The organism is Rhodococcus sp. C1, assembly GCF_020809065.1.
In the GTDB taxonomy this organism is placed as follows: domain Bacteria; phylum Actinomycetota; class Actinomycetes; order Mycobacteriales; family Mycobacteriaceae; genus Rhodococcus_F; species Rhodococcus_F qingshengii.
In genome coordinates this window covers 903,965-918,144 of record NZ_CP078080.1, presented here as the reverse complement: position 1 = coordinate 918,144, position 14,180 = coordinate 903,965, and the positions used below count along the sequence as shown (strand labels likewise).

The 14,180-nt window shown below is 62.3% G+C and carries 10 protein-coding genes; 6 read left to right on the top strand and 4 right to left on the bottom strand.

The features are described 5' to 3' along the window. Positions 1-90: 90 nt before the first annotated feature. Positions 91-654, top strand: coding sequence for a TetR/AcrR family transcriptional regulator (locus KTR60_RS04220; RefSeq protein WP_064112444.1), 564 nt, complete (start codon positions 91-93; stop codon positions 652-654). 250 nt (positions 655-904) lie between these two features. Next, positions 905-1,273 (top strand): cupin domain-containing protein, encoded by a 369-nt coding sequence (locus KTR60_RS04215; RefSeq protein WP_064112446.1) that lies wholly within the window; start codon positions 905-907, stop codon positions 1,271-1,273. Positions 1,274-1,299: 26 nt separating this feature from the next. Here the strand turns inward: KTR60_RS04215 and recD are convergent, their stop codons facing one another. From recD to recC, 3 genes are read right to left on the bottom strand one after another with little or no spacing between them, the layout of a single operon-like run. Further along, positions 1,300-3,168 carry an exodeoxyribonuclease V subunit alpha gene (recD, locus tag KTR60_RS04210; RefSeq protein ID WP_064112443.1) on the bottom strand — a complete coding sequence of 623 codons (1,869 nt, stop codon included), beginning with the start codon at positions 3,166-3,168 and terminating at the stop codon, positions 1,300-1,302. Beyond that, the gene (locus KTR60_RS04205) at positions 3,165-6,482 is read right to left on the bottom strand and encodes a UvrD-helicase domain-containing protein (protein ID WP_064112442.1); all 3,318 of its coding nucleotides are present in this window, start codon (positions 6,480-6,482) and stop codon (positions 3,165-3,167) included. The genes recD and KTR60_RS04205 overlap by 4 nt, the downstream gene beginning before the upstream one ends. A gap of 3 nt (positions 6,483-6,485) precedes the next feature. Further along, positions 6,486-9,767, bottom strand: coding sequence for an exodeoxyribonuclease V subunit gamma (gene recC / locus KTR60_RS04200; RefSeq protein ID WP_228401884.1), 3,282 nt, complete (start codon positions 9,765-9,767; stop codon positions 6,486-6,488). Positions 9,768-9,864: 97 nt separating this feature from the next. On the opposite strand from recC, the gene KTR60_RS04195 reads away from it, so the two are divergent. From KTR60_RS04195 to KTR60_RS04180, 4 genes are all read left to right on the top strand, one after another. Continuing rightward, positions 9,865-10,698, top strand: coding sequence for an ABC transporter ATP-binding protein (locus KTR60_RS04195; RefSeq protein ID WP_003945415.1), 834 nt, complete (start codon positions 9,865-9,867; stop codon positions 10,696-10,698). Next, positions 10,695-11,525: an ABC transporter permease gene (locus tag KTR60_RS04190; protein ID WP_003945560.1), complete on the top strand. Its 831-nt coding sequence runs from the start codon at positions 10,695-10,697 to the stop codon at positions 11,523-11,525. The genes KTR60_RS04195 and KTR60_RS04190 overlap by 4 nt, the downstream gene beginning before the upstream one ends. Further along, positions 11,522-12,319: an ABC transporter permease gene (locus tag KTR60_RS04185; protein WP_042449420.1), complete on the top strand. Its 798-nt coding sequence runs from the start codon at positions 11,522-11,524 to the stop codon at positions 12,317-12,319. The genes KTR60_RS04190 and KTR60_RS04185 overlap by 4 nt, the downstream gene beginning before the upstream one ends. 78 nt (positions 12,320-12,397) lie before the next feature. Next, the gene (locus KTR60_RS04180) at positions 12,398-13,480 is read left to right on the top strand and encodes an ABC transporter substrate-binding protein (RefSeq protein ID WP_042449795.1); all 1,083 of its coding nucleotides are present in this window, start codon (positions 12,398-12,400) and stop codon (positions 13,478-13,480) included. 10 nt (positions 13,481-13,490) lie between these two features. On the opposite strand, the gene KTR60_RS04175 is transcribed toward KTR60_RS04180, so the two are convergent. After that, entirely contained in the window at positions 13,491-14,090 is a 600-nt protein-coding gene (locus KTR60_RS04175; protein WP_228401883.1) for a TetR/AcrR family transcriptional regulator, read from the bottom strand. Positions 14,091-14,180 lie beyond the last annotated feature (90 nt).

Below are 14,180 nucleotides of genomic sequence, written 5' to 3'. Positions count from 1 at the left end.
TCCGAGCATTGGAAACCACTCTCCTAAACACTGGTGAATTCGATATGCGGTACCGTACTCAACAGTGGTGAACCCGTCAATGGAGGTAGCGTGAGATCGCCGGTTGGGGAGGGTCGAGAGCGACTGTTACAGGCACTGTTCGACGAGTTCGGTGAAACCGGCCCAAGCCCGAAGCTTTCGATGCGACAAGTAGCGGAGCGACTCGGAGTGCACCACACGCTGCTGACCTATCACTTCGGATCACGACCGGGTCTCCTCAGCGCCGTACTGTCGGAAGCTCGCCGCCGTGACAACCTCGTCATCGCCGCGATGGGCAAAGATCTCGGGTTCGCAGCCCTGTGCACGGCGATCTGGAGCTTCTACTCGAACGCCGAGCACGAAGATCGAAGCCGCACCTTTTTTCACCTGGCCGGACTTGCGGTGTACGAGCACAAAGCATTTCAAGATTTCGCCGCCGACCTCGACGATTTGGCGCACCTCCTCGAAGCGGCGGCCCTTCGCGAAGGATTCACAGTGGTGGATGCAAAGCAGCAGAGCATCATCGCAACCGCATGTCTGCGAGGACTGTTGCTGCAGAGGTTGCTCACCCCCGACGCCGAGGTCGACGCGGCAGCCGAGCGCTTCATCACCTCGTTGACAGCGTCCACCACGTAAACCCCTCATACACAACCGATCACCCCCGTTCGAGATCACCGGCGCGGGGGCGTTTTCCCTGGGCTCGGGCATATTTCGGCGTGAGACGGTTCCCTGAGCCCCGGTTGAATGATGGTCGATCACCCTTTCGACATCTGTACGAGCGAAACGCCGAAAGATGCGACAAGTGAATGTATCCCGGCTCAGCAGACACACGACATCATCGACAAGTCCGATGATTCACACGAGTTTCGAAAGTCAGGATCGAATTGTGACCGTTACCTTCCGCGCCGCAGAGTTGAACAGCGCAAGTGGGATCTTCCAACAAGCACTGCTGGGCCAACCCAGTGCAGAGCCACTCGGCGGAGACATCATCACTCGTGCAGATGTCGAGTTCACCAGTGACGACGGCCGCATTCAATCCGGAGTCTGGGAGAGCGAACCGGGAAAGTCGCGGTGGGAGTTCCTCACCCGCGGCGAGATCATCACCATCGTCTCCGGCGCCATGACCGTCGAGGAGGACGACGGCGATCCCGTACATCTCGTTGCCGGTACGAGTGCAATCTTCCCAATCGGATGGAAGGGTACGTGGACGGTCACCGAGACCGTACGCAAGGTGTTCGTCGTATACAACGAATGACCAAGAGAATCCGCAACATCCGACTTTCACGGCCCGTCGTACGGACGGATCTCCCGACGCAGCCCACTTGCCCTGAGTACCTGTCGCTGCACTCCCGCCCTCACGGAATCCTCGGTGCCGATTACTCTCACATGGTTTCTGGCGCGAGTGATCGCCGTGTACAACAACTCCCGAGTCAGCAGTGACGACGCCTCGGCCGGCAACATCACCGATACGGTGTCGTACTGGCTGCCCTGGCTCCGGTGAATCGTCATCGCGTAAACCGTCTGCACCGACGAGAGTTGGCTCGGGTGAATCAGAAACGCATCACTGCCCCGCTGGAATGCGGCAATAGGCACGCCATCCTCACGCTGCACGATCACCCCGGCATCCCCGTTGTAGATCTTCGCCTCGTAGTCGTTGGCCGTCACCAACAGGGGTTGGCCCGGATACCACCGCGTCGGGTCAAGAAACTGCCCTGATGCCGTGCCGACCCACTCCATCGCCTGCTGCGCCCACCTCCCGACACCGTACGGTCCGTCGCGGTGGGCGCACAGAAGGCGGTGCGATTCCAAGCCTTTCAGCGCGCCGATCGCATCACCCACCTCGGCCGACGCCGTCACCACCTCTGAACTCGCAACGATGTCGGCGCGCAATGCGTCAACATCCTCGGGCGAATGGAAGGAGACGGCTGGATCACCGCTGCGCAGGATACGCAGAACCTCACCGGAATCTCCCGCTCGAACTGCCCTGGCCAACGACGCGATGGTTCCGTCGAAGCGGCGCCCGCGTGAGAGTTGAATGATCCCGCCCCGCAGACGATCCTGCTCATCCGCACTCAATGCCTCTTCGGAACCAGTGGCCGTGAGATCGTCACCCACCAACTGTGTCAGCGTCGGATTTCCACTGACCTTTACCGGGCGGGCGACAAGATCAGCAAGAACAGCGCCCGCGTCGACTGAGGTCAACTGATCGGGATCGCCGACGAGCAGTAGCCGGGCATCGGGGCGAACGGCTTCGAGCAGGCGCGCCATCAACGTGAGGGAGACCATCGACGTCTCGTCGACGACGACCACATCGTAGGGAAGTCTGTTGGTCGCATTGTATTTGAAACGACTCGAACTCCCCCGCTGCCAACCGAGTAGGCGGTGCAGGGTCATGGCCGCGAGTTCTTCGGGAAGGCCAAGGCTCGCGGTCTGCTCACGTACGGACTCCTGCAGCCGTGCTGCGGCTTTACCCGTCGGTGCGGCCAGACCGATGCGAGCATTCGAACCCAATTCCTCCGACAGGAGAGCGAGAATACGTGCGACCGTATGGGTTTTGCCGGTTCCGGGCCCACCGGCGATGACGGTGGTCCACTGTGTCGCGGCGAGAGCAGCTGCTATCCGTTGACGATCCGGCGCGATGGTCGGCCCGTTCTCGTCGACGAACAGCGAATCCAGCCGCGTTCGGACCGCTTTCAGGTCGGCGGGCGGCCACGTGGACGCCCGCTCGTCGAGCACTCGCCGAATCGTCTGCTCCTGCAGAAAATATCGATCGAGGTAGAGGAGTTCACCGTCGTCCGTGTCGATCAACCGGAGCGGTCTGAGAGGTCCGGCGTTTCCGCCGATCACCAGAGGGCTCAGCCGAAGGGCGGCAACGATCTCCGACGGTTCGGGCCACGGCAACGACGTAAGTTCCTCCTCCGTCGCATTGTCGACGCTCACATCACGCATCCGTCGTAGATCGAGGCACACCGAACCTGATCGCACGGCCCGAACTGCCAACGCCGCGGCCAGCATCACTTCTTCGGAAGTTTCACCGCCCAGGCTGCACACTCTCGTCGCGACATGAACATCGGCGGCAACCAGAACCCCGGCTTCGTTGAAGATTCGCACGATCCCTTTGGCGCGCTGCGCCAATTGCGCCTCGGTCATCGAATCTTCTCCCCTACTGTGTGGGACGCATCAAGACCGGCCAGCAGATCCGATAGTTCAACCGTCAGCTGAGCAGGCGGTTTCCATTCGAAGACACCGCATTCCGGCGGGCTGTCCGGGCCGAGCATCCCACGCACGAATTGATACTGCGCGCCCCCGAGATGACGGTGCGGATCGTAGTCGGGCAGGCGCCACCGCAGATACCGATGCAGTGCAACCGAATACAGCAGTGCCTGCAGCGGATAGTGCGAGCGCATCATCTCCGTCGCCATGAGTTCACGCGTGTAGTTGGCAGCCGTCAGATCGCCGCGACCGATCCGGTTGGTCTTGTAATCGACGATCACGAACGACGGGCCCGGGATCCGCAAGACTGCGTCGATACTGCCCGTCAGGAATCCGCGCATCGGTGACGTCTCGACACGGTCCAGATAGTCGGCGTACGACGCCAGAATGTCGTCGGAGGAAAGGTGGCGCCTCAACAGTTCCGATACTCCGCGGAGTGTGACACTCATCGACACCGGATCGTCGCCACCGGCCAGTGGGAGTTCGAAATCGAGTTCGGGAAGACGATCTTTCGGCGCGATCGTGGCCAAGGTTCCGAATCCCAAGGGAGTCTGCATCACCAGATACAGCGCATCCGCGAGTGCTTCGGAGTCGACCTCGGCCGCCCGTACCGAGACCGCCTCGGCGCAACGCATCCCGAGTTCCGCTCTCAGATCTGCCACAGCCGTGTCCACCACCTCGAGCACCTCATGCACCAGCGTGCCGAATGCGGCGCCCGCGGGAAGTCCGTTCATGGGTGAAGGGAACGCCTCCAGGGGCGAGGGGGTAATGCTCCCGAGGTCTACGGAATCCTCTGGCTCGTCGTCTTTTTCGGGATCCTCGACCTCGCTGCCCGTGGTCGTGACCGCGTGGTGCGCTCCGGCGGTGAGTGCCGAGTACGACGTACGACGCCACAGAGTGTCCAGGTCTCGATCGAAACGCGCCGCGGCCAGTTCGGTCACGTCCGCAGCCGCTCTGGACCAGTGGACGGGCGAGGGCGGATGGGGACCAACAGGTTCCACCGAGATCACGTCGGAAGCTGCTGCCGGCCAGGTTGCGAGCCGTGCTGCGGTTGTACCGTCGTCGAGCACCTTCACTACCCGAGCAGGTTCGGCGATGCCGGGTGTACGTCCGAGCATCAACCGGTGCAGCGGCGAGCGGGAGGTCCCGTAGCTGGGTGCCCACCAGAGCACGAGTTGGCACTGCGCCCGGGTCAGCGCCACGTACAGCAACCGCAGTTCTTCGCCCGCTTCTTCGGCCTCCGCAACAGTCTTTCTGGCGTTGTACCCCGGGCCTTCCTGCCCGCCGACGTCGAGGATGCGGCGTCCCTCCGGGTCGTGCAACAGCTGCGTCGGCGAGTTGAAGCCGCCAACGCTCTCCCAACTGAACGGGACGTAGACGATCGGGAACTCGAGCCCTTTGGTGGCATGCACCGTAGCGATTTGCACTGCGGCAGCGTCACTGTCGAGGCGACGGCTTCTGTCGGTCGCGCTCCCGGACGTCGGATCCTTGATTCGGTCGGAAAGCCAGCGAACCAGTGCGCTCAACCCGAACGCTTCCTCGGTGGCGACGCGACCGAGGAGTTGTGCGACGTGCCGCAAATCGGTGAAATCTCGTTCGCCGGACGGGGCCGCGAGTACACGCTTCTCCAGATTTGTTTCGGCAGAGATTCTTTCGAACACAGCCGCAAACCCGACGCGTGCGAACAGCCCGGAATAGGAGCGCAGTTGACCTGCAAGTTCTGCAACGACGTTGTCGCCGTCCTTGTCCAGTTCTTCGGAGGTGCGCCCGAAAATCGGCGAGAGGGCCGTCAACCGGACACGATCGGAGCGATGGGGCTGCTCGATCGCCTGCAACAGCCACAGCCACTGGGTCGCACTGGGTGTCGCGAAAACACTGGACCCTCCGGTCAATACGGAAGGTACACCGACGGCATCGAGAGCATCGCGGATCATCGCCACGTGCTTGTGGGTGCGCACCAACACCGCGACGTCTCCCGGTTCGACCGGGCGTGGATCACCGTCGACTGCCAAGCGGGCATCGCCGCCCAGGAGCGCGACCACGTCTGCTGCGACGTCGTCCGCGACGCGACTGCGAAGTCTGCCTACGGCCGGAAATCCCGAACGATTGAGCGGTCCGGCTCCGGTACGGGGCAGATGGCGCACACGCATCGGCACCGGGCCGAACAACCGAGACTTCTTGTGCGAAGCCTCCACCGGATGCGCGACGATGCCTTCGTTGCCGAGTGCGGCACCACCGTAGAGGTGTTCGAGTGCCGCCAACAACCCTGGGTCGCTACGCCAATTGGTGGTCAACTCCTGGTGCGCATCCGCCTGATCGACCGCATCGAGATAACTCAGGACTTCTGCCCCGCGGAACGCATAGATGGCTTGTTTGGGATCACCGACCAGGACCAGGGTGGTGTGACCGTGGAAGGCCAACCGCAGAATGTCCCACTGCAACGGATCGGTGTCCTGGAACTCGTCGATCAACACAACCTTGAACTTTTCGCGCACCCGACGACACGCGACGGGACCGTATTCCGGATCCGTCAATACACCGTGCAACAGCGTCAGCAGATCGTTGAAGTCGCGAATTCCTTTGGTCCGCTTACGTCGTTCGACCTCGACACGAGCAGCAGCCGCGAAGAGGACGCGCTGACCGGGTGCGGTCTCCTCCTCGCCGTCGGGTTCGAGAATTGCCTGACCATCACCGACTGCGCTTCGGGCGATGGCCAGCGCGTCCTTCGTGGAGAACGGTGGAGACGAGTCCGTCCGGCTGTAGCGGCTGAGGTACAAATCCGAGACGACCTCACTGATCAGGTCGTCGACCGACTCCACAAAAGTTGTGTCCGGTTCGCGTTCCCCGGCGATGCCGAGTCCGTCGAGCATCCTCTGACAGAAACTGTGGGTGGTCGTGATGGTGCCGGCGTCGAACTCCGCGAGAGCGCGCAGGAGTCGACGACGCCGCACGCCGATCTCCTCGTCGTCAGCTGTGGCGAGGTACGCCACCAGATCATCATCCGACCGCCTCGCCGCCTCCGGGTCGACCAGAGCGGCGGACACTCCCGCGAACCTCTCCCTGGCACGCTCACGAAGTTCCTGAGTGGCGGCCCTACTGAATGTCACCAGCAGAACTTGCGAAATGTCAGCGAGGCCTTCGGCAACACAACGGGTCGCGAGTCCGACGATCGCGTAGGTCTTGCCAGTTCCGGCGCTCGCTTCCAACACCGTGGTGCCGGTCGGCAGTGGCCCCAGAAGATCGAAGTCCACGGGTTACTCCGCTCTTTCGTTGGTCAGCAACGGATCCCACAGTCGTCGGGCGAGAACTCCGAACCGAGTCGGTTCCTCGGCCCAGACGAACTCGTCGTCCGACGGCGGATCCGCAGCCAACTCCGCAAGTGTTCGAGCCTCTCCGAAAACGTAAGTGTTGCTCGGATCGATCATCTCGCCGTACTGCCCGGTCCACTGGGTGTCCGCACCGTTTGTCGCATCGTCGACCGACTCCCCACCAAAGCGTCGGCGCGCATATTCGGCTGAAGTCGCGGCCCACATCGGCAACGGGCGCTGCAGCCCCCGCTCCCGTAGGTCCACCAATTGCTGCAGTATCTCGACCGCATTGCCCGGCGCATCGAGCACCGACCGTGCCGCTGCTGTCTTTCCCCGACCCCGTCCGATCGAGACTGCATCGAGCGGACCGGGTCGTCCGTGTGATTTCAAGGCGAGGAGATTGATCCAGGCCGTCATCCGATGTTTAGGCGCCAGTGAGGAATACGACGCTCGCACCACTGAATTGCCGTGCACACCGGTTACCGTTCCGGTGAGACGACGCCCGTTACCGAGGTCTATGTCGACGTCGACAGCTTCGGAGTCTCCGTCGAAGTGCGGCAAGGCAAGTCCGGCAATCTGATCGACCACCCATTCGACGTTGCCCAGAACCGTAGCGCCCAGGTTGTAGGGCGGCAGAGTGCCGCGGCGCCACTCGGCTGCACGAAAATCCGCAGAGCTGCGTCCAGCCAAGCGCGAGAGAAGCATTCGGTCACCCAGAGCCCAGGTGGACAGTGGATCGAGCTCGGTTGCCAGCGAATCCGCGATGTCGTCGTCGAGTTCCGGTACCCGGACGCCGAGGCGTTGGCGCAGAAAACCACGCGCGGGATGTACCAGGAAGTTCACCAAGTCGGCGATGTTAACTTCCTTCGGATGCACCTCGGGTAGCTCGGCCGACAAGACTGTCGGCAATTCGACCGGTGTTCCGGAGGCAGCCCTCGCACCGGCCAGCGCTGCCGTGTCGAAGCTGAACGGCTTGTTCGGCGCGAAGTTTCGATTGTCGAACGATTGCAACGGATGCCGTGTCAGCACTCCGTTGATCGCTTCCGGACCCACCGTCGCACTGAGTACGTCGAGAAGGCCACTGAGGGGGATCGCCGGTGGTCTGACGACACCGGTGACCGGATCGGCACCGGTATACAACAGAATCAGATGTTCGCCCGCAGACATCACGGCATCGAGAAGCAGTTGCCGGTCTTCACTGCGCAGATCACGCTCCCCCACAACGGGATCACGTGACAAGATGTCGTCGCCGTCGACTCCACCGGTTCGAGGGAACACCTCGTCGTCGAGTCCGATCAGCACGACCACGCGATGCGGTACCGAACGCATCGGAACCATCGTGCACACCGTCAGTTCGCCGGTTCGGAAGTTGGCACGCGTCGGTCTGCCCGCGAGGCTGCGCGAGAGCATCGCGCGAACATCGGCCAGACGTAACACCGTCTCTCCGCCGAATTCGACAGCAGCTACCAGTTCGCGGTGGGCCCCCGCGCTCTGCCAGGAATCTGCGGGCGCTGTGTCGGTCAGCAGATCCAGGGCCCGCATCAGCACACGAAGCCATTCGGCCGGTGAATGTGGGCCGGCAAGATCGCGAAGCGAGACGGCCAGGCGATCGACGAACTCTGCGAAACGTCCAGTCAGGTCGATGTCTGTGCCGTCCACGTCATCGAGTGGTAGCGCGAGATCCAACCAGGCATTTTCCGATTCGTCCGCGCTGACCCCCAACAAGATTCGGTCCATGGCGGTGTTGAAGGTGTTCTGCGGAAATGCGTCGAGGCCGAACGTGGCACGCTGCCGACTACCGATTCCCCAGCGAGCACCCGCTTCCGTCGTCCATTCCCGCAGTCTTTCCAACTCGTCGTCGCCCCACGAAAAATGTGTGCGGACAGGCTCGGTCGCGGCCAGGTCGAGAACCTCACTGGCTGTGGCCCGGCCGTCGGCCAATTCGAGGAGAGAGCCGAGAACGGCCAGGACAAGATTGGTCTGACGTAATCCGCGGTCTGCCAGCCTTACTCGAAGGAGATGCCCCGGGTGGCCATGGACGCCTTGCCCGAATGCAGCACGAACCAAAGGTGCGTACGTTTCGACGTCCGGGCACATCACGAGTACGTCGCGCGGCTGCAATGTCGGGTCGTCCTCGAACAATCGGAGCAGACATTCGCGGAGCACCTCGACCTGCCGTGCCGGCCCGTGGCAAGCGTGGACCTGAACTGTCCCATCCGGTTCCGCTGCAACCCTGGGAGCACGATCTGCGATGACATCGGCCTTGACCGTCGCCAGGAGGGATTTCGGGCCGGCTGGTTCGGGAAGATGCACCGACTCGAACTCGGCGGCACCGAGGCTGATCTGAAGTTCACGAACGTCGCGAGCAAGACTCGACAGCAACGGATTGGCGGATATCAGCGCTGACCCGTCTTCCGAACGTCGGATCGTGCTCCTACTTCGAGGCGGTATGCGCGAGCTCATCTTGGTCCACAGCGCGGGGCTGGGATGCGGGAGCCAGATGTGCACGTCCCGATTCGCACTGAGTGCGCTCAAGATCATTCGCTGATCGACCGGCAGCCGGGTCGGCCCGAAGACCGACAGACGTTCCGGTAGGTCGACCAAGGCCGGGTCCTCGACCAGCGCGCGGCTCACTTGCCCCAGTCGCTCTGCGGGCCCCGGAACGTCGATCTTGTCCGCGACGATGCACCACAGACGTGCCTGCCATTCGAAATCCTCCGACAGCGCCAATCCGTGTCCGTCGGTCAACCGCCCGGCGGCCCAGTCGATCAGCATCTGCGGGCGTTGCGCGGCATAACTGCGGAAGAGTTCGGTGACATGTGTGGCGGAGGCAAACCGTCGACCTTCACGATGGCCTTCGAGATGTTTCGCCAGGACTCCGCACCAGGGCTCGCCGAGGGACTCGTCGATCACATCGAGAACCGTCCACACCAATCGCGTCGGCGACCATGGGTCGTCGTCAGCCGTGATTCCACTGACCGCGGCCACGGACTCCGCGACCAGGCGCGCGGGTGAAGGAAACGCGATGTTCGCAGAAATTCCGTCCACTGCTGACGGTCCGGACGTGCCTAGCTGGGAGGACAGCCGCTGATTGAGCCAACGCTCGACGCCCTTGGCCGGCACCGCAACAGTTTCCCTGGCGAATGGATCCGACAGCGGGGTACGGAGGAGCGTGGCCAACGCCGAGACTAAGGTGTCCGAACGCTCGGCCCGGTACAACTTCAGCAATCTTCGCTCCCCTCACTCCGTCCAGACGTCCATCTCACCACGGCGCTGTGACAGGAGACGCCGAACCAGCCTCACGCAGCGGTGACGCGCAGGCAACATGACCGCAACCGGACGTTCGTACTGTGCGGGAATGACCAGTCCCGTCACCACACCTCGCCCCGCTGGAACCGGTCTCGACATCTCCGGCCTCGGCAAGACCTTCGAGATGGGTCGTCGGTCGGTGACCGCGCTGACCGACGTGTCCCTTCAAACCAGCGAAGGCTCTTTCCTGTCTCTGCTCGGGCCGTCCGGATGCGGGAAGTCCACCGTTCTCCGTATCCTTGCGGGCCTCGATAGTCCGACGTCGGGAACGGCCCTTGTCAACGGGCAGTCGCCCGCCGAGTTACGCAAGCGCCGCGAACTCGGAATCGCCTTCCAGGATTCGGCTTTGCTGCCGTGGCGAACAGTGGCCTCCAACATCAAACTGCCCCTTCAGGTTGCCGGCATCGATCCCGACCCCGACCTGATAGCCGACCTGATCGCGCTCGTCGGCCTCGAAGGATTCGAGAAGGCCAAGCCCGCCCAATTGTCCGGCGGTATGCGTCAGCGTGTGTCGATCGCACGATCGCTCGTGGTCAAGCCGAGTGTCCTCCTACTCGACGAACCCTTCGGCGCGCTGGACGACATGACCCGTCAACGGCTCAACATCGAATTGCTCAGGATCTGGACCGAGAAACCGGCGACCACGTTGATGGTGACTCACGGAATCGCCGAAGCCGTGTTCCTCTCCGACGTCGTCGCCGTCATGACGCCGCGGCCCGGACGCGTCCTCGAAGTCGTGCCGATCGACCTGCCGCGCCCGCGTACACCCGAGATGATGCGTACACCCGAGTTCCACGAGATCCACGACTACCTCTCCGGACTGCTCTTCGGAAAAGCAGGCGTCGCATGACAATTACCGATATCGAGAACGTCGCGACCGCGGCGGCGCAGCCATCTGTGCCGCGCCGGATCCGATTGAAGCGTCCAACGTGGTTCGGCGGTGCAGTCGGCATCTGCGGACTGATCGCTCTCTGGTGGATTCTGGCGGCGGCCGGTGTTGCGGGAGGCACGATTCCGACGCCGTGGGTGGTTGTCTCGACGATGTTCGACGACGGTTGGTCGCTGTACGGACCCAATTTCACCGTCACGGCTTCCGGTGCGCTGCAGGGCTTTCTCTGGGGAAACCTGCTGGCGATCACGCTTGCCGTGCTTGTCGTTCTCATTCCGCCCATCGAGGGATTGGCCACACAACTGGCGATCCTGAGCTACTGCACACCGCTGTTGGCGCTTGGCCCAATCATCCTGGTCGTCTTCGGCGGCCGGACCCCCACAATCTTTCTCGCCGCAATGTACTGCTTCTTCACCACGATGGTCGGCACACTCGCCGGCCTGAGATCGGCCGACAAGACGAGCCTCGATCTCGTCGCCGCCTACGGCGGTGGGCGTTGGCAGAAGTTCACCAAAGTTCAACTTGTGAGCGCACTTCCGAGCACCTTTGCTGCCCTCAAGATTGCTGCACCTTCGGCCGTACTGGGTGCAATTCTCGGTGAGTATCTCGGCGGGGTGGACAGCGGGATCGGCGTCGCACTCACAGCCGCTCAGACGTCGTACAACGTCCCGCGAACGTGGGGAATGGCTATCGCCGCCGCCTTGCTCGCCGGTCTGGGGTACGCCGTCGTCGCAGCGATCGCCCGGCTCGTCACGCCGTGGACCAGCGCTCCGGGAGCACAGAAATGACCTCGGTACGAGGAACATTGAGATTCCTCGCCCCGATTGCCATCGCCTCGGCGCTGTTGCTTGTCATCTGGGTGGTCTTCCTCAACGCCTTCCCCCAGGTCGGCCCGCGTGTGGGAAAGACGCCGGCCGACGTCTGGGAGTACCTGTTCTCCGGCCCAAAATCCGCCGACGCTCGTTCGGGCATCATCGACAACCTGTTCATCACTCTGCGCGACGCCGGTGTCGGCTTTGCCGTCGGAATGACTGCCGCGCTCGTGGTGGCATCGATCTTCGTCGTTTCCCGCACTGTCGAACAGACTTTCATGCCCGTTGCAATGCTTCTACGATCTGTTCCTCTCGTTGCGATGACCCCGATCATCGTCCTGATATTCGGCCGCGGAATCGTGGGTGTGACAGTCATGGTTGCGATAGTGGTGTTCTTCCCAGCCCTCGTCATGATCATGGTCGGTCTACGTGCCGCTCCGGCTCAGGCACAAGACCTCATCGCTGCCTACGGCGGGAGTCGTTGGACCGCATTGCGAATGGTGTCCGTGCCGTCCGCACTTCCGGCTGTGTTCGCCGCTGCACGAGTATCCGTACCCGGCGCCTTGATCGGAGCACTGATCGGCGAATGGCTCGGTAGCGGCCAAGGCTTGGGTTCGAGCATGATCAAAGCCATTCCGCGCTACCAGTACAACGAATTGTGGGCATCTATCGTGGTGATCACCGTGGTGTCGATCGTCCTCTACGCCGTGGTCGGGATCTTCGAAAGCATCGCTCTGTCTCGTTTCGGTCCTTCGGCGGGCAAGTCGTGACATCTGTTAACACGACCTCAACAAACTCTCTCTCCCAAGCAAACTGAACGAAACCGACTGGCCCTAGTGTTCCGATTCATGACGCCATTCAAGCCCGTCCGCCAGCTGGACCGCAGGGCCTTCTTCCGCTACTCCGCGCTGACCGGCATCGCAGTCGCCGGTAGTGCGTCATTGCTCGCGTGTAGCAGTGACTCCAGCAGTTCGAGTGGCGGAACCACGGACGACGGTTCCGAATTCGGAACAGTTGCAGTGCAGTTGTCCTGGATCAAGAACATCGAGTTCGCCGGTGAGTACTTCGCTCTCGACAAGGGGTACTACAAGGATGCAGGGTTCGGGAGTGTAGACCTGGTGGCAGGTGGCGCAGCCGGCACCGGCGTCGAAGCCGGCCTGGACACCGGCAAGGTGTGGATCGGAATGTCCGCACCGCAGCTCACAGCCCCCGCCGTACTCGACGGACTGGAGGCAAAGATCGTCGGTGCGACATTCCAGAAGAATCCGTTTGCGATTGTCAGTTCCGCTGCGGCACCGATCAACTCACCGCAGGACATGATCGGCAAGAAGATCGGCGTCCAGGATTCCAATCAGCTCGTCTTCGGAGCTCTCCTGGCAGCAAACGGCCTGACCGAAAGCCAGATGACGATCGTGCCCGCGCAGTTCGATCCGAGCCCCTTGGCGAACGGCGAGGTGGACGGCTGGGTCTCCTACGTGACCAACGAGCCGATCACACTGGCCGCCAAAGGTTTCCCCAACGCCCACTTCCTCTTCGCGGACTACAACCTGCCGTTGGTCGCCGAATCGTTCACGGTTCTCCAGTCCACCATCGACAACGAGAGGGACAAACTCAAGGCATTCCTGAAGGCCGAGATCCAAGGATGGAAGGATGCGGTCGCCGATCCGGCAGAGTCGGCACGGCTTGCCGTCGAGGTCTACGGCAAGGACCAGAACCTCGAACTCGAAGAGCAGATCAAGGAAGCCACCGCACAGAACGATCTGGTGGTGTCGGCAGATACCAAAGCCAACGGGTTGTTCACGATGACACCACAACTGATCGAACAGAACATCGCGGCACTGTCGAAAGCTGGGCTGGAGATTACAGCGGACCAACTGTTCGACATGTCGATCCTCGAAGAGGTGTACGCGGAGAATCCGGAGCTGATCTGACTGCCGAGCGTCAGCGAACCTCCCGCGCGAGTACGCCCGAGATGAATAGCTGTACAAGGACCTCGGCCTTGTACCGGTCATCGGACCCAGCACCGATACAAAGGTTCCCGATGCCTTTGAGCACGTTGTACGCATCGACCCGCGAAGCAGTGCCAACGGACTCGAGCGCTGCCGCGAGGAGGGTGTCACATACCGGAACGAGGCGGTCGACGAAGTAGATATGCAGAGCGTCGGACCCGGCGCTGTCTCCTTGCAGTGCACCGGCGAGCCCATGCTTGGTTACCAGGAACTCCACGAACAAAGCCACCCATGCCCGCAAAGCCGCCTCGGGCGTTGCACTCTCCGCGAGCATCTGTGGGCCCGCGTCCGCACACGCCTCGACTTGGTGTCGGTATACGGCGACCACCAACTCGGGACGCGTCGGGAAGTGGCGGTAGATCGTCCCCATGCCGACGCCGGCCTTCGCCGCAATCTCCCGCACCGGAGCGTCGACTCCGGACTCCACGAACACTGCTGCCGCCGCGTCGAGCAGCGCCTGCTCGCTTCGACGTGGGCGACCGACTTGCTTGGGAGAGGCGACGCGCGACTGCTCGTCCTGGGCATCAGCCATGTGCACTCCTCGCTGACTCACAACATATGTTTGCATTACGGAACAACGCTCCGTAATGTTGCGGAGCGACGCTCCGATAAACAGTATCGC